The 23,749-nt window shown below is 70.9% G+C and carries 22 protein-coding genes; 17 read left to right on the top strand and 5 right to left on the bottom strand.

Annotated features, from left to right (window positions below; genetic code table 11):
• The first annotated feature begins 41 nt into the window (after positions 1–41).
• The 3 genes from QRN30_RS14980 (at position 42) to mshC (ending at position 3,504) form a co-directional block, all read left to right on the top strand.
• Positions 42–1,370 carry a M20/M25/M40 family metallo-hydrolase gene (locus tag QRN30_RS14980; RefSeq protein WP_284761287.1) on the top strand — a complete coding sequence of 443 codons (1,329 nt, stop codon included), beginning with the start codon at positions 42–44 and terminating at the stop codon, positions 1,368–1,370.
• A 62-nt stretch (positions 1,371–1,432) separates the two neighbouring features.
• The gene (locus QRN30_RS14985; protein ID WP_017887304.1) at positions 1,433–2,263 is read left to right on the top strand and encodes an undecaprenyl-diphosphate phosphatase; all 831 of its coding nucleotides are present in this window, start codon (positions 1,433–1,435) and stop codon (positions 2,261–2,263) included.
• Positions 2,260–3,504: a cysteine--1-D-myo-inosityl 2-amino-2-deoxy-alpha-D-glucopyranoside ligase gene (gene mshC, locus QRN30_RS14990; protein ID WP_017887305.1), complete on the top strand. Its 1,245-nt coding sequence runs from the start codon at positions 2,260–2,262 to the stop codon at positions 3,502–3,504. Before QRN30_RS14985 ends, mshC begins: the two co-directional genes overlap by 4 nt.
• 395 nt (positions 3,505–3,899) lie before the next feature.
• Here mshC and QRN30_RS14995 read toward each other — a convergent pair whose 3' ends face one another.
• Positions 3,900–4,823: a proteasome assembly chaperone family protein gene (locus tag QRN30_RS14995; RefSeq protein ID WP_017887306.1), complete on the bottom strand. Its 924-nt coding sequence runs from the start codon at positions 4,821–4,823 to the stop codon at positions 3,900–3,902.
• A gap of 147 nt (positions 4,824–4,970) precedes the next feature.
• Between QRN30_RS14995 and QRN30_RS15000 the strand changes: the two genes are divergently transcribed.
• The 9 genes from QRN30_RS15000 (at position 4,971) to QRN30_RS15040 (ending at position 15,533) form a co-directional block, all read left to right on the top strand.
• Positions 4,971–5,720: an HAD family hydrolase gene (locus QRN30_RS15000; protein ID WP_159556241.1), complete on the top strand. Its 750-nt coding sequence runs from the start codon at positions 4,971–4,973 to the stop codon at positions 5,718–5,720.
• Positions 5,717–6,904 (top strand): tRNA (adenine-N1)-methyltransferase, encoded by a 1,188-nt coding sequence (locus tag QRN30_RS15005; protein WP_284761288.1) that lies wholly within the window; start codon positions 5,717–5,719, stop codon positions 6,902–6,904. Before QRN30_RS15000 ends, QRN30_RS15005 begins: the two co-directional genes overlap by 4 nt.
• 42 nt (positions 6,905–6,946) lie before the next feature.
• Positions 6,947–7,867, top strand: a complete 921-nt coding sequence (locus QRN30_RS15010) for an FKBP-type peptidyl-prolyl cis-trans isomerase (RefSeq protein ID WP_052481627.1) — start codon at positions 6,947–6,949, stop codon at positions 7,865–7,867.
• A gap of 71 nt (positions 7,868–7,938) precedes the next feature.
• Positions 7,939–8,991 carry a helix-turn-helix transcriptional regulator gene (locus tag QRN30_RS15015; protein WP_042537231.1) on the top strand — a complete coding sequence of 351 codons (1,053 nt, stop codon included), beginning with the start codon at positions 7,939–7,941 and terminating at the stop codon, positions 8,989–8,991.
• On the top strand, positions 8,984–9,955 hold the full coding sequence (locus QRN30_RS15020; RefSeq protein ID WP_017887311.1) for a helix-turn-helix transcriptional regulator: 972 nt from the start codon (positions 8,984–8,986) through the stop codon (positions 9,953–9,955). Before QRN30_RS15015 ends, QRN30_RS15020 begins: the two co-directional genes overlap by 8 nt.
• Positions 9,956–10,280: 325 nt before the next feature.
• Positions 10,281–11,033: a twin-arginine translocase subunit TatC gene (tatC, locus tag QRN30_RS15025; protein ID WP_031259811.1), complete on the top strand. Its 753-nt coding sequence runs from the start codon at positions 10,281–10,283 to the stop codon at positions 11,031–11,033.
• Positions 11,030–13,468 carry a DEAD/DEAH box helicase gene (locus QRN30_RS15030; protein ID WP_042537229.1) on the top strand — a complete coding sequence of 813 codons (2,439 nt, stop codon included), beginning with the start codon at positions 11,030–11,032 and terminating at the stop codon, positions 13,466–13,468. The genes tatC and QRN30_RS15030 overlap by 4 nt, the downstream gene beginning before the upstream one ends.
• 11 nt (positions 13,469–13,479) lie before the next feature.
• Positions 13,480–15,072, top strand: a complete 1,593-nt coding sequence (lnt, locus tag QRN30_RS15035) for an apolipoprotein N-acyltransferase (protein ID WP_284761289.1) — start codon at positions 13,480–13,482, stop codon at positions 15,070–15,072.
• A 110-nt stretch (positions 15,073–15,182) separates the two neighbouring features.
• Complete coding sequence (locus tag QRN30_RS15040) at positions 15,183–15,533, top strand: RNA polymerase-binding protein RbpA (protein WP_027465636.1); 351 nt, start codon at positions 15,183–15,185, stop codon at positions 15,531–15,533.
• Positions 15,534–15,606: 73 nt separating this feature from the next.
• Here the strand turns inward: QRN30_RS15040 and QRN30_RS15045 are convergent, their stop codons facing one another.
• Complete coding sequence (locus QRN30_RS15045) at positions 15,607–16,830, bottom strand: SPFH domain-containing protein (RefSeq protein WP_017887316.1); 1,224 nt, start codon at positions 16,828–16,830, stop codon at positions 15,607–15,609.
• Complete coding sequence (locus tag QRN30_RS15050; RefSeq protein WP_017887317.1) at positions 16,827–17,300, bottom strand: NfeD family protein; 474 nt, start codon at positions 17,298–17,300, stop codon at positions 16,827–16,829. The genes QRN30_RS15045 and QRN30_RS15050 overlap by 4 nt, the downstream gene beginning before the upstream one ends.
• Positions 17,301–17,454: 154 nt before the next feature.
• On the opposite strand from QRN30_RS15050, the gene QRN30_RS15055 reads away from it, so the two are divergent.
• The 5 genes from QRN30_RS15055 to QRN30_RS15075 all read left to right on the top strand — a co-directional run bounded on the left by QRN30_RS15055 (position 17,455) and on the right by QRN30_RS15075 (position 21,836).
• Positions 17,455–18,216: an SDR family oxidoreductase gene (locus tag QRN30_RS15055; protein ID WP_017887318.1), complete on the top strand. Its 762-nt coding sequence runs from the start codon at positions 17,455–17,457 to the stop codon at positions 18,214–18,216.
• A gap of 10 nt (positions 18,217–18,226) precedes the next feature.
• Complete coding sequence (locus QRN30_RS15060; RefSeq protein ID WP_017887319.1) at positions 18,227–18,679, top strand: NUDIX hydrolase; 453 nt, start codon at positions 18,227–18,229, stop codon at positions 18,677–18,679.
• 91 nt (positions 18,680–18,770) lie between these two features.
• Positions 18,771–21,164, top strand: coding sequence for an ATP-binding cassette domain-containing protein (locus tag QRN30_RS15065; RefSeq protein ID WP_284761290.1), 2,394 nt, complete (start codon positions 18,771–18,773; stop codon positions 21,162–21,164).
• 123 nt (positions 21,165–21,287) lie between these two features.
• Positions 21,288–21,572 carry a DUF4190 domain-containing protein gene (locus tag QRN30_RS15070; protein ID WP_017887321.1) on the top strand — a complete coding sequence of 95 codons (285 nt, stop codon included), beginning with the start codon at positions 21,288–21,290 and terminating at the stop codon, positions 21,570–21,572.
• A 108-nt stretch (positions 21,573–21,680) separates the two neighbouring features.
• Positions 21,681–21,836, top strand: coding sequence for a hypothetical protein (locus QRN30_RS15075; protein WP_017887322.1), 156 nt, complete (start codon positions 21,681–21,683; stop codon positions 21,834–21,836).
• Between the two features lie 157 nt (positions 21,837–21,993).
• On the opposite strand, the gene QRN30_RS15080 is transcribed toward QRN30_RS15075, so the two are convergent.
• Together QRN30_RS15080 and QRN30_RS15085 are read right to left on the bottom strand one after the other, a co-directional pair.
• Entirely contained in the window at positions 21,994–22,578 is a 585-nt protein-coding gene (locus QRN30_RS15080; protein ID WP_017887323.1) for a hypothetical protein, read from the bottom strand.
• Between the two features lie 56 nt (positions 22,579–22,634).
• Complete coding sequence (locus QRN30_RS15085) at positions 22,635–23,666, bottom strand: alcohol dehydrogenase catalytic domain-containing protein (protein ID WP_284761291.1); 1,032 nt, start codon at positions 23,664–23,666, stop codon at positions 22,635–22,637.
• Positions 23,667–23,749 lie beyond the last annotated feature (83 nt).

A 23,749-nucleotide genomic window follows, 5' to 3' on the forward strand; every position in this document is an offset into this window, starting at 1 on the left:
GTCCCGGCGTCGGGGTCGGTGTCGACCGATACCGTGGAGCCATGACGAACCCGGAGCCGTCCGAGCACCAGTCCGCGTCCGAGCTCGAGGCGACCGCGGCGATCGCCCGCGACCTCATCCGCATCGACACGACGAACTGGGGCGAGGGGAAGTCGCGCGGCGAGGCCGAGGCGGCCCACTACGTCGAGGACAGGCTCCGAGCGCTGGGTCTCGAGCCGCAGTTGTTCGAGTCGGAGCCGGACCGGGTGAGCGTGGTTGCGCGTGTCCCCGGGCGGAACCGTGACAAGCCGGCGCTCGTGGTGCACGGGCACCTCGACGTGGTGCCGGCGGATCCGGCGAACTGGTCGGTCGACCCGTTCGGCGGCGTCGTCAAGGACGGTTCGCTGTGGGGCCGCGGTGCCGTGGACATGAAGAACATGGACGCGATGATGCTGACGTCGCTGGCCGACGTCATCGAGCAGCACGGTGCGCCCGAGCGTGACCTGGTCATCGCGTACTTCGCCGACGAAGAGGCCGGGGGAGTCCTGGGTTCGCACCACGTGGTCGACCAGCATCCGGAGGTCTTCGCGGGAGCGTCGGCGGCGATCAGCGAGGTCGGCGGGTACTCGATCACGCTCGGTGACCGTCGCGCCTACCTGCTGCAGACCGGCGAGAAGGCGCTCATGTGGGTGAAGCTGATCGCGCGCGGCACCGCTGCCCACGGCTCGCACGTGATCCGCGACAACGCCGTCACGAAGCTCGCAGCGGCGGTCGCCCGGATCGGCAGCGAGGAGTGGCCCGTTCGGCTCTCGGCCACGACGGACGCGATGGTCGCCGAGGTGGCGCGGTTCCTCGGCGTCGACCCGACGGTGACCGGTCCGGACGAGGTCGCGCTGGCCACCGGGTCGGCGTCGCGGTTCATCCACGCCGCGCTGCACACCACGTCGAACCCGACGGTGCTGACCGCGGGCTACAAGCACAACGTCATCCCCGACACCGCCGAGGCGCTGGTCGACATCCGTTGCCTGCCGGGCGATGAGGAGTCCGTGCTGGAACGGGTGCGGGAGCTCGCCGGACCCGAGGTCGAGGTGGTCATGTCGTTCCGCGACATCGGCCTCGAGCAGGACTTCGGCGGCCCCCTGGTCGACGCGGTCCGCGATGTCCTGGGGCGGCACGACCCGGGCGCCCCGGTCCTGCCGTACCTGCTGTCCGGCGGCACCGACAACAAGGCGCTCTCGACGCTCGGCATCGCCGGGTACGGGTTCGTGCCGTTGCAGCTGCCCGCCGGTGTGGACTTCCCGGCGATGTTCCACGGGGTCGACGAGCGGGTGCCGCTCGACTCGCTCGCGTTCGGCCGGCGGGTGCTGGGCGACCTGCTCGCGACGTACTGATATTGTTCGTGGTCGCCGTCGTGGCGGTGCCCTGACCGACCTCCCCCCGAAAGGCCCGTGCGATGCACATCCTCGAGGCGATCTTCCTCGGCTTCGTCCAGGGGCTCACCGAGTTCCTGCCCGTGTCCTCCAGCGCGCACCTGCGCATCGTCGGGCTGTTCCTGCCCGACGCGAAGGACCCGGGTGCGGCCTTCACCGCCGTGACGCAGCTCGGCACCGAGACCGCGGTGCTCATCTACTTCTGGAAGGACATCACCCGGATCATCGGGCGGTGGTTCCGGTCGGTGGTCAAGCGTGACGTGCCGAAGGGCGACCCCGACGTCCGCGTCGGCTGGCTGGTGATCCTCGGAACGATCCCGATCGGGGTCGCCGGGCTCCTGCTCAAGGACTCCATCGAGACGACGTTCCGGTCGCTCTGGATCGTCGCGATCGTCCTCATCGTGTTCGGTGTCGTCCTCGGGGTGCTCGACCGGGTCGGCCGCAAGGAGCGCCGGATCGAGCAGATGACGTTCCGCGGCGGTCTGCTCATCGGCCTGGCGCAGATGCTCGCCCTGGTGCCCGGGGTGTCCCGTTCCGGTGCGACGGTGTCGATGGGGCTCGCCCTCGGCTACACCCGTCCGGCGGCCGCTCGGTTCGCGTTCCTGCTGGCGATCCCGGCGGTGTTCCTGTCCGGGTTCTACGAGGCCGCGACGAGCCTCGGTGACCACGGATCGCCGTTCGGACTCGCCGACACGCTCATCGCCACGGTCGTCGCGTTCGTGGTCGGGTTCGTCGTGATCGCAGCGTTCATGAACTACATCAGCAAGCGCAGCTTCATGCCCTTCGTCGTTTACCGGATCGCACTCGGTATCGTGCTCATCGTGTTGTTGTCGCTCGGAGTGATCCAGCCGTGAGGGCCTGGCAGGCCCCATCCGTCCCCGACGTCCCCGGCGCCGCGCCCCGACCGGTCGTCCACGACACCGCCACGGGCAAGCCGGTGGACCCCGCCCGCGACGAGGACCGTGCCGCGCTGTACGTCTGCGGCATCACACCGTACGACGCCACGCACCTCGGTCACGCGGCGACGTACCTGGCGTTCGACACCCTCGGCCGCGCCTGGCGCGACGCCGGGCTCGACGTCGAGTACGCGCAGAACGTCACCGACGTCGACGACCCGCTGCTCGAGCGCGCCGCTCGCGACGGGATCGACTGGCGCGAGCTCGCTGCGTCCCAGGTCGACCTGTTCCGTCGCGACATGGAGTCGCTGCGGATCCTGCCGCCGGACGACTTCGTGGCCGTGACCGACGAGGTCGAGCGGGTCGCCGAGGCCGTGTCGTTCCTGCAGGAGACCGGCTACGCGTACGAGGTCCCGACCGACGACGCCGAGGGCGACGACCTGTACTTCGACGTCAGCCGGCCCACCGACGCGTGGACCCTCGGCGACGAGAGCGGCCTCGACCGCGAGACCATGCTGACCCTCGCCGCCGAACGCGGCGGTGACCCCGACCGTCCGGGCAAGCGCGACCCGCTCGACCCGTTGCTGTGGCGCGCCGCGCGGGACGGCGAGCCGGCCTGGGACACCGAGATCGGCCCCGGACGCCCCGGCTGGCACATCGAGTGCAGCGTCATCGCCGGCGACCGCCTCGGGCTGCCGATCAGCGTGCAGGGCGGCGGGAGCGACCTCGTGTTCCCGCACCACGAGATGAGTGCCGGGCACGCTGCGGCCCTCGCCCACCAGCCCCTCGCGAACGCGTTCGTGCACACGGGGATGATCGCCTACCAGGGTACGAAGATCTCGAAGTCGCTCGGCAACCTGGTCACCGTGCGTGGCCTGCTCGACGACGGCGCCGACCCCCGGGCGATCCGGCTGGCGCTGCTGTCGCACAAGTACTCCGACGACTGGGAGTGGTTCGCCACCGAGCTGACGAGTGCCGAGACGCGGCTCGCGGGCTGGGACGCCTGGGCCTCCGGCGCCTCGGCCGGGCACGCCGACGACGCGGCCGACGTCGCCACGCGCATCCGTGCGCGGGTGTCGGACGACCTCGACACGCCGGGGGCGGTCGCAGCGGTGGACACGGCGATCGCGGGCGGCACGGCGTGCACTCCCGAGCTCGTCGACCTGATCGACGCGCTGCTCGGCATCCGCCTGGCCTGAGCTCGGTCGGCTGGCCGGCCGTCGGCCTGCGGCGCGTGGTCGCGACGCGACGCGTCGCGTGCGCGCCGCCGAGGGGTCAGGAACCGTCGCCGAGGCGGGCCGCAGCCGACAGTTCGCGACCAGTCGCCGGAGGTGAGTGGTGTGTCGTGACCGTTCGCGGCCGCCGGGCGGGAGGCCCATGGCGGGTCAGCCCCGTGCCTCCCGTCCGCGGAGTGGTCGCGACGCGTCGCGTGCGCGCCGCCGAGGGGTCAGGAACCGTCGCCCAGGCGGGCCGCAGCCGACAGTTCGCGACCACCCGGCGGACGCGAGCGGCGTGTCGTGACCGCACACCCCACGACGGACAGGAGGCACGGTGCCAGCCGGCACCGTGCCTCCTGTCCGTCAGTGGGTGACGGCTACTGCTGGGGTCGCCACGGCCCCTCGCCACCGGCGGTGCCGCCGTCCTTGCCGTCCTTGCGCTCCCGGCGACGGAGGTACTGCTCGAACTCCTGCGCGATGGCGTCGCCGGAGGCCTCGGGGGAGTCGACGGTGTCGCGTGCCTGCTCGAGCTGCCCGATGTACGACGCCATGTCCTCGTCGTCGGCGGCGAGGGCGTCGATGCCCTCCTCCCACTCGGTGGCGTCGTCGAGCAGCGACCCGCGGGGCACCGTGACGTCCGTGAGCTCCTCGATCTTGTCGAGCAGCGAGAGCGTGGCCTTCGGCGAAGGGGAGTTGTGCACGTAGTGCGGCACGGACGCCCAGAGCGAGAGCGTGGTCAGCCCCGCCTTGTCCATCGCGTCGGCGAGGACACCGAGGATGCCGGTCGGCCCCTCGTACGAGGACTTGTCGACGTCGAAGGCAGCGCGGACGCCGGCGTTCTCACTCGACACGAACACCGAGATCGGCCGGGTGTGCGGGACGTCGGCGAGCATCGCACCGACGAAGACGACGGCGTCGATGGAGTAGACGTCCGCCAGGTCGATGATCTCCGAGCAGAAGCCACGCCAGGTGCGCGAGGGCTCGGGGCCGACCAGCACGAACACGTCGCGGTCGGTGGGGGAGCCGGTGGCGCCGATGACCGGACGCCCCTCGGCTCCGGGGCCGTGCAGCACGATCCGGGGCCACTGCACGCCGCGGTTGCCGTCGTCGTCGGTGCCGACGGTGGGCCGGTTGAACTGGTAGTCGACGTACCGCTCGCCGTCGAGCTCGCGGAGTTCGTCGAGGCCGAGCGACTCGACGATGCGACGCGCCAGACCGCTCGCGGCCTCGCCGGCGTCGTTCCAGCCCTCGAAGGCGACGACGAGCAAGCGGCCGTCGCTGAAGGGGGAGTGCTGTGGCACGGAGCGGACCTCCTGGTGGTGGAGCGGAGCGGGGCGGGAGCGATGCCCCCGGCCGGACACGATTCAGGCATCCACTGTAGGCCCAGGGGGTGCCGGCGGACGTGCGCGTCCGCGCCCAGCGGAACGGCCCCGGTAGACTCGTCGCCCGTGACCGCGCATCCTCCTGCCCTCGTCCCGCCCGCAGCCGTGCTGTGGGACATGGACGGCACGATCATCGACACCGAGCCGATCTGGCAGCGGTCCCAGGTGGACCTGACGACCCGGTACGGCGCCGAGTGGACGGAAGCGGACGGCCTGTCCCTGGTGGGCAGCGGCCTCGAGCGCTCCGGCGAGCTCCTGCGCGCCAAGGGCGTCGACATGGAGGTCGAGGAGATCATCCAGTGGATGACCGACTACGTGATGGAGCACCTGCGCGACGGCGAGCTGCCGTGGCGTCCGGGTGCCCGTGAGCTCATCGAGGAGCTGCACGCCCGCGGCATCCCCACCGCGCTGGTGACGATGTCCCGGCGCAAGATGGCGCTCGTCGCCGCCGAGGCCCTGGGCGAGCGCGGCTTCCGCGTCGTCGTGGCCGGTGACGACGTCGACCGCCCGAAGCCGTTCCCGGACGCCTACCTGTCCGCCGCCGCGCAGCTCGGCGTCGAGCCCACCGCGTGCGTCGCGATCGAGGACTCCGCCACCGGAGTCGCGTCGGCCGTCGCCTCCGGCGCCGTCACGGTCGCCGTCGAGCACATCGTCCCGCTGTCCGAGATCGCCGGCGGCGACGTGCACCTGACCACCCTGGCGGGCGTCGACGTCGACCGGCTGGTCGAGTTGACGACGCCGGCACTGGCCGCACGGGCTGGAGGCGCGGTGCCGGACCCGGCGCACGCTGCGGACACCGAAGGGGTCACCCGATGAGCCACACCGACGACGCACGCGACTTAGCGGACGCGAGCAGCGCCTCCAGTCCGACCGCGGACCCGACCGCAGCCCTCCCGCACACCGCGGGCGGGGCACCACACACGCCGCCGCGCGGCCCGTTCCGGGCCGGCGACCGCGTGCAGCTCACCGGTCCGAAGGGCAAGCTCACGACGCTGTCCCTCGAGACCGCCGGTGAGTACCACACGCACCGCGGGGTGCTCCGGCACGACGACGTCATCGGCCAGCCCGACGGCTCGGTCATCCGGGCGAGCACCGGCGACGAGTACCTCGCGCTCCGTCCGCTGCTCAACGACTACGTGATGTCGATGCCGCGTGGTGCGGCGATCGTCTACCCGAAGGACGCGGCGCAGATCGTGGCCTTCGCGGACGTCTTCCCCGGGGCCCGGGTGGTCGAGGCCGGTGTCGGCTCGGGGGCGCTGTCGCTGTTCCTGCTCCGCGCGATCGGCCCGACCGGGCAGCTGCAGTCGTTCGAGCGCCGCGAGGAGTTCGCCGCGATCGCCAAGGGCAACGTCGGCACCTTCCTGGGTGCTGTCCCGGACAACTGGTCCGTCACCGTCGGTGACCTGGTCGAGTCGCTGCCCGACGCGACCGAGCCGCAGAGCGTCGACCGCGTCGTGCTCGACATGCTCGCGCCGTGGGAGTGCGTGGACGCCGCAGCCGACGCCCTCGTGCCCGGCGGACTCATCGTCTGCTACGTCGCGACCGTCACGCAGCTGTCCCGCACGGCCGAGGCGCTGCGCGACACCGGACGCTTCACCGACCCGATGCCGAGCGAGACCCTGGTGCGCACCTGGCACGTCGAGGGGCTCGCCGTCCGCCCGGACCACCGCATGGTCGGGCACACCGGGTTCCTGATCACGGCACGACGCCTGGCCGACGGCACGGTCCTGCCGAACCTGAAGCGCCGAGCGGGCAAGGCCGAGTTCTCGGACGAGGACATCGAGGCGTGGACCCCGGGAGCCGTGGGCGAGCGGGCGACGAGCGACAAGAAGCTCCGCAAGGTGGCCCGGCAGTCGGCGGCGCAGGCGCGCAAGGTCGCGGCGGCCGAGGCATCGTCGGCGGTGGTTCCATCGGATGCCGCCGTGGCTCCGTCGGGGGCCGACGGGGTTCCGTCGGATGCCGCTGGGGCTCTGTCCGGGGCCGCCGAGGACGAACGGTAGGCTGACGGCGTGCCCGTCCTGCATCGAACGGAAAGAGGGTCCGTGCGCACCATCCCCGCACTCCTGGTCACCATCGGTCTCGCGGTGTCACTCACCGCCTGCGCCTCGAACGGTGCCGGCACCACGCCCGCGAGCTGTGCCGCTCCCGGTGCCGCTTCCGAAGCGGTGACCGCCACCGGCAAGTTCGGCTCGGAGCCGAAGGTCACCGTGCCGAAGGGCCTCACCACCAAGGGCACCCAGGTGTCCGTGCTGAAGCAGGGCACCGGTCGCACCATCGACGACGGCACCCCCGTCCTGGTCGAGTACACCCTGGTCGACGGTTCCACCGGCCAGGTCGCCCAGACGAGCGGCTACTCGGGCCAGACCGCGCCGATCACCGCGGGCGCGAGCAACTACGGGGCCCTCGGCGACTCGCTGCAGTGCGCCCACGTCGGCGACCGCCTGGCGGTGGCCCTGCCGAAGAGCGCCCTGAGCAGCACCGGCGGCGCCGCTGGTACCGACTCGTCCAAGAAGACCGAGGACGCCGTGATCGCCGTCATCGACGTCAAGCGTGCGTTCGACGCCCGAGCCACCGGCACCCCGCAGCTCGCCGGCGACAAGATGCCCGCCGTCGTGCTCGCACCGTCCGGTGCCCCCGGCATCACGATCCCGTCGTGGAGTGCCCCGAAGTCGAACGAGACGCACCTGCTCCGCAAGGGCGACGGCCGCGAGCTCACCGCGAAGGACACCGCGGTCATCAAGTACACCGCCGTCACCTGGGGTGCCGACCCGTCCGTCGTCGGCTCCAGCTGGACCGACGGTTCCGGCGCGCAGGCGGTCCCGCTCACCAAGGGCCAGGTCGACGAGGGCGTCCGGAACGCGATCGTCGGGCACCGCGTCGGTGACCAGGTCCTGGCGATCGTCAACCAGCAGGGGACCGCGAACGCCTACGTGATCGACGTCCTCGGAGCGATCTCGAACTGACCTCCTCCGACCGTCCACGGACCGCGGCGCGGGTGCACTCCGGTGCACCCGCGCTGCCGTAGGATCGGCTCGTGCCAGCGACCCGTGTGCCCCGTGTGCCCGCCGAGGAGCGGCTGTTCAGCCTCGTGCTCGCGCTGCTCTCGACGGAGTCCGGGCTGACCAAGGCCGAGATCCTGGCCAACGTGCAGGGGTACCGGCAGCGGTTCTCGACCGGTGGCGACAACGCCTCGCTCGAGCGTCAGTTCGAACGCGACAAGGACGACGTCCGCGAGCTCGGCATCCCGCTCGAGACCATCGAGACGCCGGGTGCCGCGGGCAACAACCAGACGCTCCGCTACCGGATCCCGAAGGGCGAGTACGACCTGCCCGTCGACGTCCGGTTCACCCCGGACGAATCCGCGCTGCTGTCCCTGGCCGCGATGGCGTGGCGCGAGGGCGCACTGTCCGCCGACTCCCGCCGCGGCCTGCTGAAGGTGCGCTCGGCGGGTGCCGAGGACGACGACGGTGCCCTGCAGCTCGGGGTCGACGCCTACGCCCCGCGGCTCCGCGCCCGGGACGCCTCGTTCGAACCGCTCCGCTCCGCGCTCGACCGCGGCGCAGCCGTCCGCTTCGACTACATCACGCCCGGGCAGCACGACGCCCGCCGGCGTGAGGTCGCCCCGCTCGCCCTCGTGCAGCACGGCGGTCGGTGGATGCTCGCCGCCCACGAGTTCGCGACCGACTCCGACAAGAACTACCTGCTGTCCCGGATCGTCGGACCCGTCACCCAGTACGCGGTCGGACAGCACACCGCGCCCGTCGGCGCGGGGGAGCGCACCCTCGCCGAGCTCGAGCGGATCTGGGCCGAGCGCACCGCACGCATCGCCGTGGCACCCGGGTCGGACGCCGAACGCCGACTCACCCGTCGCCGCGACACCGAGACCGACGCCGACGGCGGGCTTGTGCTGCACCACGTCGACCCGCAGATCCTGGCCGAGGAGCTCGCCGCATTCGGTCCAGAGGTCCGGGTGCTCGAGCCGGCCGACCTGCGGGCACGGGTCGAAGAGCGCCTCCGCGCGCTCGTGCGCGACCACACCGACGACGACCGTGCCGCAGCCCCCGGAGAGGACCCCGTTCGTGGCTGACGCCCAACCCCTGCAGGCGCAGGACAAGCTCGCCTTCCTGCTCGCCCTGGTGCCGTACCTCATCGACCGCGAGCGTGTCTCGGTGGCCGAGGCCGCTCGGCACTTCGGGGTGCCAGAGGCCCGCATCCGCCGCGCCGTCGAACTCATCGCGGTGTCGGGGGTCCCGGGCGAGACGATGCAGTACCAGCACGGTGACCTGTTCGACATCGCGTGGGACGACTTCGACCAGAACGACATGATCGTCCTGACCAACCTGGTGGCGATCGACGACTCGCCCCGACTGTCCGCTCGCGAGGCCTCGGCACTCATCGCCGGCTTGCAGTACCTGTCCGCGCTGCCCGAGGCCGCCGACCGCGACGCCATCCGCGCGCTCATGGCCAAGCTGTCCCGCGGTGCCGGGGGAGCGGCGTCGACCGTCGCCGTCGGGCAGGACCTGCACGACGTCGCCCTCGCCACCATCCGCCGGGCCATGTCGGACGGCCGCGGCCTGGTCTTCGAGTACGCCGGACCGCGCACGCAGGGCAGCACCCGACGGGTCGACCCGCTCCGCGTCGAGTCGATCGACACCGACTGGTACCTGCGCGCGTGGGACCTGGATCGACAGGCGCTCCGGACGTTCCGGCTCGACCGGATGTCCGGGGCCCGGGTCGACGACCGTCCCGCCGAGAAGACGATCGACCAGGTCGTCATCCCGGACACGCTGTTCCAGCAGGCCGCCGACGACGTCATCGTCACGGTGGAACTCGACTCCACGTCGCTGCCGTTGGTCGCCGACTTCCTGGCCGACACCGCCGACGCGCCCGACACCGACGGGCGTGTGCGCATCCGGCTCGCGGCGTCGCACGGGTTCGACGGGGTGGTCCGGCTCGTCGCGGGGTTGCCCGGCCGCGCGGTGGTGCTCGACCCGCCCGCTGCCCGTGACGCCGTGCGCGACTTCGCCGCCGCGGCCCTCGCCGCCGGCTGACGTCCGCCGCGGGACTCCGTCGGTCGCTTCTCGCCCGTTCTCGCCAGGTGTGCCCGTTCCCGCTCGGTGGGCCGCGGGTGCCTGGTCGTTCCGGGCGTACCTGGTGCGTTGATCCGACCAGGTACGTCCGATCTCGCCAGGTACGCCCCGTTGCGCCCGCCCAACCGGCCACCCGCCGAACCCGCTCGGCCCGCCCGCACCCCGCCCACGCCGACCCCCGGCGGACTGTCGGTCCCGACCCCGTAAGATCGACCACATGGCTTCGACGACCGCGCGCGGGCGAGCGAAGCGGCAGGGGCGCCAGAAGACCGACGCCGAAGGCCGCATGTCGCTCGGGCAGCACCTCATCGAGCTGCGCAACCGCCTCTTCCGCGCAGTGGTGGCGATCGTCATCGGCGCGGTCGGTGGATGGTTCCTCACCCCGTGGGTGCTCGACTCGCTGCGGGCACCGGTGACCGAGCTCGCCAAGGTCGGCGGGCACACCGCCGAGCTGAACTTCCCGATGATCACCGGGGCGTTCGACCTCAAGCTGCAGATCGCGATCACCATCGGTGTCGTCATCGCGAGCCCCGTCTGGCTGTACCAGATCTGGGCGTTCATCGTGCCGGCGCTGATCCGGCGTGAGCGCCAGTACGTGTGGGGCTTCCTCGGCACCGCCATCCCGCTGTTCTTCGCCGGGTGCTACTTCGGGTGGTACATCCTGCCGCACGTGGTCGGCATCCTCGGCAGCTTCGTGTCCAGCCAGGACACCTCGATCGTCGATGCGAAGGCGTACTACGACTTCGTCATCAAGCTCATCGTCGCGGTGGGCATCGCCTTCGTCCTGCCGGTGTTCATCGTCCTGCTGAACTTCGTCGGCGTTCTGTCGGCCGCCGCGATCATCAAGAGCTGGCGCGTCGCGATCCTCTGCATCCTGGTCTTCTGCGCCATCGTGACCCCGAGCGCCGACGTCATCTCGATGTTCCTGCTCGCCGTCCCGATGGTGGTGCTCTACATCGCAGCGTGCTTCGTCGCCTGGATCCACGACCGCCGCGTGGCCAAGCGGCAGGCGAAGCTCGACGAGGAGTACGGCCTGTGAGCGGCACGAGCGCAGCCGAGCGCTTCGCCGCGGCCAAGGTGCGCAACCGGTCGCGCAACCTCGAGCTCTTCCGGACCGACCTGCGGTTCGACCTCGACCCGTTCCAGTTCGCGGCCTGTGACGCGCTCGACCAGGGCCGTAGCGTGTTGGTCGCCGCCCCGACCGGTGCGGGCAAGACGATCATCGCCGAGTTCGCCATCTGGCTCGCCATGCGGCAGCCGACGGCGAAGGTGTTCTACACGACCCCGATGAAGGCGCTCAGCAACCAGAAGTACGCCGAGCTCGTCGACGTCTACGGCGAGTCCGAGGTCGGCCTGCTCACCGGCGACACCAACGTCAACCCCCGCGCCCGCGTCGTCGTGATGACGACCGAGGTGCTGCGGAACATGATCTACGCCGATTCGGACCTGCTCGACGACCTCGCCTGGGTGGTCCTCGACGAGGTGCACTACCTGGCCGACCGGTTCCGCGGTGCCGTGTGGGAAGAAGTGATCCTGCACCTGCCGACCGAGGTCCGCCTGGTCTCGCTCAGTGCCACGGTGTCCAACGCCGAGGAGTTCGGCGACTGGCTGCAGACCGTCCGTGGCGACACCGACGTCATCGTCTCCGAAGACCGCCCGGTCCCGCTCGAGCAGCACGTCCTGGTCGGCTCGAAGATGGTCGACCTGTTCGACTCGAGTGGCGCGGCGGCGACGAACCGTGTCAACCCCGAACTGCTCCGCATGGTCGGCGGCGGCGCACGGAGCGAGCGGAACGGCGGCGGACACCGCGGTCGTCGTGGTCGCGGGGGCTACCCCGAGCGCCGTGGGCCGCGCACCGAGAAGGTGCACCGCGAGCAGATCGCGCACATGCTCGACGAGCGGATGCTGCTGCCCGCGATCTTCTTCGTGTTCAGCCGCAACGGCTGCGACCAGGGCGTCCGGAACGTCCTGCGGTCAGGGCTGTCGCTGACGACGGTGCCGGAGCGCAACGAGATCCGCGAGACCGCGGAGTACCACTGCCGCACCCTGCCGGACGAGGACCTCGCAGTGCTCGGCTACTGGGAGTTCTTGGAAGGCCTCGAGCGCGGGGTCGCGGCGCACCACGCCGGCATGCTCCCCGCGTTCAAGGAGGTCGTGGAGAACCTCTTCCAGCGCAAGCTGCTGAAGGTCGTCTTCGCCACCGAGACCCTGGCGCTCGGCGTGAACATGCCGGCGCGCACCGTCGTGCTCGAGAAGCTCGAGAAGTTCAACGGCGAAGCGCGTGTGCCGATCACCCCGGGGGAGTACACCCAGCTCACCGGTCGTGCCGGTCGTCGCGGGATCGACGTCGAGGGGCACTCGGTCATCCAGTGGACCGACGGACTCGACCCGCAGGCCGTGGCGTCGCTGGCCAGCCGTCGCACGTACCCGCTCAACTCGTCGTTCAAGCCGACCTACAACATGGCGGTCAACCTGATCGACCAGTTCGGCCGGCAGCGCACGCGCGAGGTCCTCGAGACGTCGTTCGCCCAGTTCCAGGCCGACCGGTCGGTGGTCGACCTCGCCCGCAAGGTCCGCTCGCAGCAGGAGTCGCTCGACGGCTACCAGCAGGCGATGCAGTGCCACCTCGGCGACTTCACCGAGTACTCGGCGCTCCGCCGAGAACTCTCCGACCTCGAGCGCACGAACGTCCCCGGGGGTCGAGAGGCATCGCACGGCGCCCGCCAGGAACGCCAGGCCGCGATCACCGCGGTCCGCCGTCAGCTGCAGCGCCACCCCTGTCACACCTGCCCGGAACGCGAGGCCCACGCCCGCTGGTCCGAGCGCTGGTGGAAGCTCAAGCGCGCCAACGACAAGCTCGTCCAGCAGATCCGGTCCCGCACGGGCGCCGTCGCGACGACGTTCGACCGGGTCACCGAGGTCCTGCTCGAGCTCGGCTACCTGGTGGACGGCGGCAACGGTGAAGCCACCGTGGCAGCCGGTGGCCGTCGTCTGCAGCGGATCTACGGCGACCGCGACCTGCTCGTGGCCGAGTGCCTCGAGGCGGGTGTCTGGAAGGACCTCACCCCGGCGCAGCTCGCCGCCATGGCCGCGACGATCATCTACCAGCCCCGTCGCGAGGACGCGCCCGGCACCGAGCACGCGCTGCCCCGTGGTGCGTTCCGCCCGGCGCTCGACGAGACCCTGACGATCTGGTCACGCCTCGACGACATCGAGCGTGCGGCACGTCTGGCCGGCTCGCAGCCGCCCACCCCGGCGATGGCGGTCGGCATGTTCCGCTGGGCCTCGGGCTCGGCGCTCGACGACGTCCTCCGGACCCTCGACCTGCCCGCCGGCGACTTCGTGCGCTGGTCGAAGCAAGTCATCGACCTGCTCGACCAGATCCGGAACGCCGGCGACGACGACCTGGCCCAGACCGCGAGACGTGCGACGGACGCGGTCCGCCGCGGCATCGTCGCCTACGCAGCGGTCTGACAGGAGGCACGGTGCGGGTTCCGGAGACGACTGTGCGCGGGCTGCCCACGCGCGTCGGCCGCGGGGCGGCCGCGATCGGCCCGTTCGCCGCGTTGCCGCTGGGCACCGCGCTACCACTGGCCGTCATCGGCGGGATCCTGTTCGCCCTCGCGTTCCCGTCGCCCGGGTGGTGGTTCCTGGCCTACCCGGCGCTCGCCTGCATGCTGCTCGCGGTGATGGGGCAGCGTGCACGGCGCGCGGCGTGGATCGGCTACCTCGCCGGTGCGGCGTTCTGGATCCCCGCGATCTCGTGGGCCGGCCGCTACCTGGGCCCGGTCCCGTGGTTCGCGCTGGCGCTGTTGGAGGCCGCGTTCTTCGCCCTCGGCAGCGTGGCCATCGCCCTGGCGTACCGCTGGGTCGCGCGCGTGGTGCCGTCGACCGCCGGACGCGTGTGGGGCCTCCCGGCCGTCGTCGCTGCACTCTGGACCGGACGCGAGTGGTTCTCGGGGAGCTGGCCGTACGGCGGGTTCGCCTGGGGGCGGGTCGGGCTGTCGCAGTCGCAGGGGCCGTTCGCGCACCTGGCCGCGTACGTCGGCGTCCTCGGACTCACCTTCGTCGTCGTGTACTGCGTCGCGGTCGTCGTGTCGCTCGCGCTCGTGGCGCCCCGCGCGCCGGGCGTCACCCTCCGCCTGCCCGTGCGGGTGGCGACGGCGGGCCTGCTCGTCGCGGCGGTCCTTGCCGTGCCGGCGTGGCCGACGGCGACGAGCGGCACCATCCGGGTCGAGGCGGTGCAGGGCAACGGTCCCGCGGGCTACTTCGACCGCGCGGAGCCCGGTGACGTCCTGGCGGCGCAGGTCGCGGCGACGGACGTGGACGCGAAGGGTGTGGACCTGGTCGTCTGGCCCGAGGCAGGTGCGGAGTACGACCCGCGCCAGCAGCCCGTCATCGCCTCGGCGCTCGACTCCGTGGTCGACTCGCTCCACGCTCCGATCGTGGCGGGCGCCATCACGCAGACGCCGTCGGGGGTCCTGCACAACACGTCGTTCGTGTGGACCGCGGACGGTTGGCAGTCCTCGTACGACAAGAAGCGCCCGGTGCCGTTCGGTGAGTACGTGCCCGATCGCTGGTTCTTCTCGAAGCTCGCGCCGTCGCTCATCGGTCTGCTGCAGCGCGACTACACGCCGGGGACGAAGCCGAACGTGCTGTCCGTGGCGGGGGTCCGTGCCGGCATCTCGATCTGCTTCGACATCGTCGACGACTCTCTGACCGCCGACATGGTGCGCGGGGGAGCGCAGGTGATCCTCGCGCAGACGAACAACGCCGACTTCTCGGGCACCGACGAGAACCTGCAGCAGCTCGAGATCGCGCGGATGCGGGCCATCGAGACCGGACGCTCGCTCGTGAACATCTCGACCGTCGGAGCGTCGCAGGTCATCGACCCGAGCGGCCGCACGATCGACCGGGTTCCTGAGTACACCGCGACCTCGATGGTGACCGACGTGCCGCTCGGGACGTCCACCACCCCGGCGTCGATCCTGTCCGGGTCGATCACACTCCTGCTCGCCCTCGGCGGGCTGCTCGTGCTCCTGGCCTGCGCCCCCTGGGGTCGTCGCGCTCGCTCCTGATCCGACCCGCCGCGCCCAGCCACTGGGAACGAACTGTGAATGCGCCGGTACGGGATTGATGGGGCGTGGGACAGTGTTGTGGAGGGCAGACGAGCGAGAGGAGCACACACATGGCTGATCGGAGTCTCCGCGGCATGCGGCTCGGGAGTCAGAGTCTCCAGAGCGAAGAGGGCGTCGAGCTCTCGGATCGCAAGCGCGCGGTCTACCAGACGGATTCGGGTGAGACGTTCGACATCGTCTTCTCGGCTGATGCGGACGTCCCCCAGACCTGGTCGGAGCCCCGCTCCGGCCGCGAGGGCCGACTGCTCGGCGACGACGGGATCCCCGTCGAGGTCGCCGAAGAGGACGTGAAGGCACCCCGCACCCACTGGGACATGCTGCTCGAGCGCCGCTCGCGCGAGGAACTCGAGGAGCTCCTCGAAGAGCGCCTGCAGGTCCTCCGCGCACGACGCGGCGCCTGACACCCCACGCACGAACGACGACGCCCGCCTCGGTTCTCCGGGGCGGGCGTCGTCGTTCGTTCGTGCCGACGTGTCAGCGCCGACCGGAGCCGTCGCTCGTCCGGTGACCGGAAGCGTCGTCGCCCGGCGTCGTCGGAGTGTCCTCGACCTGCTCGGCGGTCGCGTCATCGGCGGCCGCGATGTGGGCGTCGACGCTGCGGTTCGACTCGGCCAGACGCGCGTCGAGCTCGGACTCGGGGACGATGTCGGCGGCGGTGGCGTCCGCGCGCGGCATCGTCGTGTCGGCGGATCCGCCCGCGGCGGTGTTCGCCAGGCTCTCGTTCGCGAGCTTCGAGATACGGGACAGGAAGTCCGCGCCACCGGCAGCACCTGCAGCACCGGCGACCGGTCCGGCGCCGCCACCACCGCGGCTGGCGCTGAAGCCCTTGGCGATGCCGGACAGGGCCTCGGTGAACTCGCTCGGGATCATCCAGAGCTTGTTCGACGTGCCCTCCGCGATCTTCGGCAGGGTCTGCAGGTACTGGTAGGACAGCAGCTTCTCGTCGGGGTCACCGGTGTGGATCGCCTCGAACACGGTCGCGATGGCCTGGGCTTCACCTTCGGCACGCAGGACCTGCGCCTTGGCGTCACCCTCGGCCGCCAGGATCGCGGCCTGCCGCTGGCCCTCGGCCTCGAGGATCTGGGACTGCTTGGTGCCCTCGGCCTGCAGGATCGCGGCACGACGGCTGCGCTCGGCACGGAGCTGCTGTTCCATGGCGTCCTGGATGGACACGGGCGGCTCGATCGCCTTGAGCTCGACTCGGCCGACCCGGATGCCCCACTTGCCGGTCGCTTCGTCGAGGACGACGCGCAGCTGGCCGTTGATGTTGTCGCGGCTGGTCAGGGCCTCTTCGAGGTTCAGGCCACCGACCACGTTGCGGAGCGTCGTGGTGGTGAGCTGCTCGACGGCGCCGAGGTAGTTCGCGATCTCGTAGGTCGCCGCACGGGCGTCGGTCACCTGGAAGTAGACGACCGTGTCGATCGAGACCACCAGGTTGTCCTCGGTGATCACGGGCTGCGGCGGGAACGAGACGACCTGCTCGCGCATGTCGAGCAGCGGCCGCAGACGGTCGATGAACGGCACCAGGAGGTTCAAGCCCGGGTTGAGGGTCTTGTGGTACTTGCCGAGACGTTCGACGACGCCCGCGGTGGCCTGGGGGACGATGCGGATCGCCTTCGCCAGGACGACGATCACGAAGATGACGACGACGAGGATGAGGACGAGCAGTGCGATCGTCCCCGGGGAGATGCTGGTCACGAGGTGGCCCTTTCTGCGAGGCGTACGACCGCGGTCGACCCCTCGATCGACTCGACGACCACAGGGGTCCCGAGTGGCGGTGTGCGGTCGACGGAGTCCGCGGCGAACCGCGCGCTCCAGGTCTCGCCGTTGGCCAGGCGGACCTGGCCAGGGCTGGAAGCGGTGAAGGCGACCGCGACCGTGCCGGCGAGCCCGATGAGGCCCTCGACGTTGGTGCGGTGCGGGTCGGCGCCACGGCCGAGCGCGACGAGCAGTCGCGGTCGGACGAGCGACAGCAGCACGAGGGCGGCCACCGCGGCGACGATGGCGGACAACCACCACGGTGCGCCCAGGAGCGCGGCGACCAACCCGCCGGCGGCGCCCGCCGCGAGCATGATGAAGATGAAGTCGAGAGTGAAGATCTCGACCACGCCCAGGAGCAACACCAGGCCGATCCAGACGATGCTCTGGATCCAATCGATTCCGTTCACGCGATCTCCCTCCCTCGGTCGCGCGCGGCGGCTCGCTGCGTCGCGACAGCCGGTACAACTCCGTTCAACATATCAAGGACGTCCGACGACCGTGCAGGCGATTGGTAGGCTCGGTGCGCCCGACCGGCCGGAACCAGACCTGGAGAACACGACTGTGAGCAACCCCCTCGCCCCCGGATCCCTCACCGACAAGCGCGCCGTCGTCACCGGTTCGTCCCGTGGCATCGGCGCCGACACCGTCGGGTACCTGGCCGAGGCCGGCGCGAAGGTCGTCGTGAACTACCGCAACAAGGCCAGGCGGGCCGAGCAGATCGCCGAGAAGATCGTCGAGTCCGGTGGCTCCGCCCTGGCCGTCGGCGCCGACCTCACCGAGCACGACTCCGTGCAGGCCCTGGTCGACACGGTCGTGCAGGAGTGGGGCGGCATCGACCTGCTCGTGCTCAACGCTTCGGGCGGCATGGAGTCCGGTGTCGGCGAGGACTACGCGCTCCGTCTGAACCGCGACGCCCAGGTCGACATGCTGCAGACCGCCGTGCCGCACATGCCTGCCGGGTCGCGCGTGGTCTTCGTCACGAGCCACCAGGCACACTTCGTCGAGACCGCCGAGACGATGGACGAGTACGTCCCGGTCGCCAAGAGCAAGCGTGCCGGGGAACTCGCCCTCCGTGCGCTCATCCCGCAGCTCGAGGCCGCGGGCATCGAGTTCGTCGTCGTCTCCGGCGACATGATCGAGGGCACGATCACCGCGACGCTCCTGAACCGCCTGAACCCCGGCGCGATCGAGGGCCGTCGGCAAGAGGTCGGCAAGCTCTACAGCGTGTCCGAGTTCGCGGCCGAGATCGCCCTGGCCGCCGTCGAGCCGATCCCCGCCGACCACACCAAGCTGGTCGGCGACGTCAGCGGGTTCGTCGGCTAACGTCGGGCGGGTGACCGCCAAGCCCGGCCTGCGCCGCACCTCCCGCATCCTGCTGCTCGACCCCCGTGGTCGCGTGTTCCTGATGGACACGAAGTCGCCCTCGTCCGACGGCGCCCACCGCTGGATCACGCCGGGTGGTGGCGTCGACCCGGGGGAGTCCCACCGCGACGCCGCGATCCGCGAGCTGCGCGAGGAGACCGGGATCGTCATCGACGAACCCGGCGAACCGGTCTGGTCGTGGGACTTCACCGTCGAGTGGGACCTCGCTGACCACGACCGTGGGCACGCCGAGTTCTACGTCGTCCGCACGCCGGGCTTCGAGTTGTCCGACGCCGAGTGGACCGACGACGAACGCGTCGACATCCTCGCCTCGCGCTGGTGGACGGCGGAGGAGCTCGAAGCGACCGACGAGGCGTTCGAACCCGCAGAGCTGCCGGACCTGGTGCGCCGTCACGGCGCCTGAGCACCCCACCACGGCCTGACGGCCGACCCACCAGCGGACGGGAGGCCCGTGGCGGCCCCGCCACGGGCCTCCCGTCGGTACGCTGACCCGCATGGACACCGATCCGGTCGACGACGACCCCGCCGGTGCCGTCGTGCACCCTGCCGACCGGCACGACCGGATCCGCGTGCGCGGAGCGCGCGCCAACAACCTGCGCGACGTCGACGTGGACCTGCCGAAGCGCCGGCTCACGGTGTTCACCGGGGTCTCCGGCTCGGGCAAGAGCTCGCTCGTGTTCGGCACCGTCGCCGCCGAGTCGCAGCGGATGATCAACGAGACCTACAGCGCGTTCGTGCAGGGGTTCATGCCCTCGCTCGCGCGTCCCGACGTCGACCTGCTCGACGGCCTGACCACCGCGATCGTCGTCGACCAGGAGCGCATCGGCGCCGACCCGCGCTCCACCGTCGGCACCGCGACGGACGCGAACGCGATGCTGCGCGTGCTGTTCAGCCGACTCGGTCAGCCGCACGTCGGCGGACCGAACGCGTTCTCGTTCAACCTCGCCACCGTGACGGCCGGGGGAGCGATCACGGTGCAGAAGGGTGCGGACGCGAAGGCCCAGAAGGTCTCGTTCACGCGGCTCGGCGGCATGTGCGCGGACTGCGAGGGTCGGGGCCTGGTGAACGACATCGACCTGACGCAGCTGTTCGACGAGACGAAGTCGCTCGGGGACGGCGCGCTCACGATCCCCGGGTACGGGACCGACGGGTGGAACGTGCGGCTGTACGCCGAGTCGGGCTACTTCGACCGGGACACCCCGATCCGCGACTTCACCGAGCAGGAGCGGCAGGACTTCCTGTACCGCGAGCCGACGAAGCAGAAGATCGCCGGCATCAACATGACCTACGAGGGGCTCGTGCACCGGGTCCGCAGATCGTTCCTGCAGAAGGACCGCGAGGCGATGCAGCCGCACATCCGGGCCTTCGTCGACCGTGCGGTGACCTTCACGACGTGTCCGGCCTGCGACGGCACCCGGTTGAACGACACCGCCCGCTCGTCGAAGGTCGCGGGCCGCAGCATCGCCGACGTCTGCGCGATGCAGGTCACCGACACCGTCACCTGGCTGCGGGGTCTGGACGACCCGGGGGTCGGGCCGTTGCTCGAGGGGCTCCGTGACCTGCTCGAGTCCTTCGTCGAGATCGGACTCGGCTACCTGTCGCTCGACCGTCCGACCGGCACGTTGTCCGGGGGAGAAGGGCAGCGCGTGAAGATGGTGAAGCACCTCGGCTCCTCACTCAGCGACGTCACGTACGTCTTCGACGAGCCGAGCACGGGGCTGCACCCGCACGACATCGAGCGGATGAACGAGCTGCTCGTCCGGTTGCGCGACAAGGGCAACACCGTCCTGGTCGTCGAGCACAAGCCCGAGGTCATCGCGATCGCCGACCACGTCGTCGACCTCGGACCCGGTGCCGGTTCCGGCGGTGGGACGCTCTGCTACCAGGGGTCCGTCGACGGGCTGCGCGCCAGCGGGACCGTGACCGGTCAGCACTTGGACGACCGCGTCACCGTGAAGTCCGACGTCCGTCGTCCGGACGGAGCGATCGCGATCCGCGGCGCGTCGGCCCACAACCTGCACGACGTCGACGTGGACGTCCCCACCGGGGTGCTCACCGTCGTCACGGGGGTCGCCGGTTCCGGCAAGAGCACGCTCATCCACGGGTCGCTGGCTCGGCGCGACGACGTGGTCGCCATCGACCAGAGCGGTATCCGTGGGTCACGGCGGAGCAACCCCGCGACCTACACCGGCCTGCTCGAACCGATCCGCAAGGCGTTCGCGAAGGCCAACGGCGTCAAGCCCGCACTGTTCAGCGCCAACTCCGAGGGCGCCTGCCCGGCGTGCAACGGTGCCGGTGTCGTGTACACCGACCTCGGCATGATGGCGGGCGTCGCGAGCCCCTGCGTCGAGTGCGACGGCAAGCGGTTCGACCAGGCCGTGCTCGGCTACCACCTGGGCGGGAAGGACATCAGCGAGGTGCTCGGCATGTCCGTCGCCGACGCGTTGGCGTTCTTCGCGGCGGGGGCGTCCGCACTGCCGGCGGCCCACACGATCCTCGCCCGGCTCGCAGACGTGGGGCTCGGTTACCTGACGATCGGACAGCCGCTCACCACGTTGTCCGGGGGAGAGCGGCAGCGGCTCAAGCTCGCGACGCACCTCGGTGACCGGGGCGGTGTGGTGGTGCTCGACGAGCCGACCGCGGGCCTGCACCTGGCCGACGTCGAGCAGCTGCTCGGCCTGCTCGACCGGCTCGTCGACGCCGGCCGGACGGTCGTCGTGATCGAGCACCACCAGGCCGTGATGGCGCACGCTGACTGGATCATCGACCTCGGGCCGGGCGCCGGGCACGACGGCGGGCGCATCGTGTTCGAGGGGACGCCCGCTGCACTCGTGGCGGCCCGGTCGACGCTGACCGGGCAGCACCTGGCGGCGTACGTCGGAGCCTGAGCCGGGGGACAGGCTCGGACGGTGAATCTGGGCACCAGCCGTGTGCGAGGACTACTGTTCTGACCGACGCTCACGATCGGCTACCCGGCCTTGATCAGCGTCCTGACCAGAAGGAGCTCCACCATGTCCAACCCCGGCAACGCACCCGCGACCAACAGCGGCAACGGAATCGCCGTCGGTTCGCTCGTCCTCGGCATCGTCGGCGTCGTCTTCTCGTTCCTCTTCGTGTGGGTCGGACTCATCGCCAGCATCATCGGCCTGGTCCTGGGCTTCGTCGCCCGTCGTCGCAACGCCGGTACCCGAGGCATGGTGCTCGCCGGCATCATCCTGAGTGTCATCGGCCTCGTGCTCTCGATCATCTTCATCATCGTCGCTCTGACGATCGTCGTTCCCGCGATGAACAACTGAGGCTGATCGCCGCATGACAGCGGGCGCGTGGCGGAGTCGCCACGCGCCCGCTGTCGATCTCCGGCGCCGCTGGTACGTGTCCAGGAACCCGGGCGTACCGTCCGGCGCATGAGCTACAGCCAGCCTGACCCAGCCGAAGAGACCACCCAGAGCGAGTCGCCGGAGCAGCCCGACACCGACCAGGGGAACCTGGAGGAACAGGGCGGCGAGCCGGCAGCGCTCGAGATCGACGCCGACGACGTCCCGACGAAGCCCGCCGACTGACGCCGTCGTCATCCAGTGAGCAGAAGAGGTCGAGTCCGGAGAACGGACCCGACCTCTTCTGCTCACTCAGCGCCGATCGGGTGTCCATGTGGGCGCCGATAATGCATATTATGTCAACTCAGGTGGACCGGACTCCGGAACGCCCCGCCTCCACCGGTCACAGTTCCCGACAGACGGATGCGGCAAGGACCAGCATGTTGACCTTCGCATCCGGGTCGTCACCGGCGTAGCTGACGTACACGGTCGGCGAGGTCCGGCCTCCTGAGAACCGCACCTGGGTCCACGTGCTCCGGCCCCGGTCGTCGCCACGGCGGCTGATGTCGTACCGCGTCCAAACCCGCTCGGCGTTGTCGAGCACTGTCCGTGGCGTCACTGCAGACGTGCTCGACAGGTTCACTTCCCGGCGGATCCCAGCATCACCGGTGGTGAAGCCGAGGACGTCGGTGTTCGAGCAGACGGAGTCGCCGGTCAGTTCCCCGAACGGCGCAGGCCGGGACTCCCCCTCGTCGTAGTAGTCCTTCCACTGCGACAAGCCACCGTTCGCCTCCATGAACGCGTTCACGACGGCGACGGTCCGTTCGTCCTGCTGGGTGGCGACGGCATCGGACGCGATGTACGGCCGGTGGCCTTGGCAGGCGGCAACGATGAGCACGAACACCGTCATGAAGACCGTACCGATCACCAGGTTCTTCACGGTCCGTCGACGACGAGCGGCGCGTCCCTCGAGCGTGTCGTCTTCCATGGCGCCCCTTCCCCCGCGGTTCAGCATGCCAGACAGGACGCGGGGCCGGCGCACCGTCAGAACGTCGCGACGGTCATCCCCGGAGAAGTGGCTGGCCGGTCCATCGCGACGAGCGCCTCGGGCAGGTCCTCGAAGCCGATGGTGCGGCCGATCGTCTCCTCCGGCCGGAGTCGCCCACTGACGACGGCGTCGAGCATCGCGCCGTACTCCCCGACCGCTGCGCCGTGACTGCCGAGCAGTTCGAGCTCGTCGGCGATGACCCGTCCCATCGGGATCGCCGGCGCTGCTTCGTCGTCGAGCAGCAGCCCGACCTGCACGTGTCGGCCGCGCGGACGCAGGGATGCAACCGCCGCGACCGAGGTGGCACGGCTGCCGTAGGCGTCGATCGACAGGTGCGCTCCCCCGGCGGTGCGGGAGCGAACCGTGGTCACCGCACCGGCGTCCATCAGCACCGTGTCGGCACCCAGTGCTGCGGCCCGTTCGAGCGCCGCCGCGGAGACGTCCACAGCGAGCACGTGCGCACCGGCGGCCACGGCGACCATGATCGCCGACAGCCCGACTCCCCCGGAGCCGTAGACCACGACCCACTCCCCTGCGCTCACCCGCCCGCGGGCGTGCAGGGCGTGGAACGCGGTGCCGAAGCGGCAGCCCAGTGCCGCTGCCACCGTGTACTCCACGGCGTCGGGCAGGGCGACGAGGTTCAGATCGGCGTGCGGGACCACCAGCGACTCCGCGTAGGACCCCTGCAGGTCGAAGCCGGGCTGCTGCTGGGCGGTGCACACCTGGGTCGCGCCGTCGAGGCACTCGGCACAGGTGCCGCAGGCGAACACGAACGGTGCCGTGACCCGGTCGCCGACGGCGAAGCGCTGCACGTCGGTGCCGATCGTCGCGACGACGCCGGCGAACTCGTGGCCGGGCACGTGCGGCAGCCGGACCGAGTCGTCGTGGCCCTTCCACGCGTGCCAGTCACTTCGGCAGACACCGGTGGCAGCCACCCGCACGACGACACCGTGGTCCGGGGCGACGGGCTCCGGCAGGTCGACGATCGAGGGGACGGAACCGAACTGGGCGTACTGGACGGCGCGCATGCCGCCATCCTGACAGACGGCGTCGAAGGACGACGGAGCCCCGACCCCGGAGGTCAGGACTCCGCCGCATCGCCGTGCTGCCG

This window comes from Curtobacterium sp. MEB011, from assembly GCF_030209655.1.
In the GTDB taxonomy this organism is placed as follows: domain Bacteria; phylum Actinomycetota; class Actinomycetes; order Actinomycetales; family Microbacteriaceae; genus Curtobacterium; species Curtobacterium poinsettiae.

Bases quoted from the DNA above. Each gene is read 5' to 3' on its own strand.
- QRN30_RS14980 (WP_284761287.1), top strand. From the start codon at position 42: ATGACGAACCCGGAGCCGTCCGAGCACCAGTCCGCGTCCGAGCTCGAG.
- QRN30_RS14985 (WP_017887304.1), top strand. From the start codon at position 1,433: ATGCACATCCTCGAGGCGATCTTCCTCGGCTTCGTCCAGGGGCTCACC.
- QRN30_RS15005 (WP_284761288.1), top strand. From the start codon at position 5,717: ATGAGCCACACCGACGACGCACGCGACTTAGCGGACGCGAGCAGCGCC.
- tatC (WP_031259811.1), top strand. From the start codon at position 10,281: ATGTCGCTCGGGCAGCACCTCATCGAGCTGCGCAACCGCCTCTTCCGC.
- QRN30_RS15040 (WP_027465636.1), top strand. From the start codon at position 15,183: ATGGCTGATCGGAGTCTCCGCGGCATGCGGCTCGGGAGTCAGAGTCTC.
- QRN30_RS15065 (WP_284761290.1), top strand. From the start codon at position 18,771: ATGGACACCGATCCGGTCGACGACGACCCCGCCGGTGCCGTCGTGCAC.
- QRN30_RS15070 (WP_017887321.1), top strand. From the start codon at position 21,288: ATGTCCAACCCCGGCAACGCACCCGCGACCAACAGCGGCAACGGAATC.
- QRN30_RS15075 (WP_017887322.1), top strand. From the start codon at position 21,681: ATGAGCTACAGCCAGCCTGACCCAGCCGAAGAGACCACCCAGAGCGAG.
- QRN30_RS15080 (WP_017887323.1), bottom strand. From the start codon at position 22,578: ATGGAAGACGACACGCTCGAGGGACGCGCCGCTCGTCGTCGACGGACC.
- QRN30_RS15085 (WP_284761291.1), bottom strand. From the start codon at position 23,666: ATGCGCGCCGTCCAGTACGCCCAGTTCGGTTCCGTCCCCTCGATCGTC.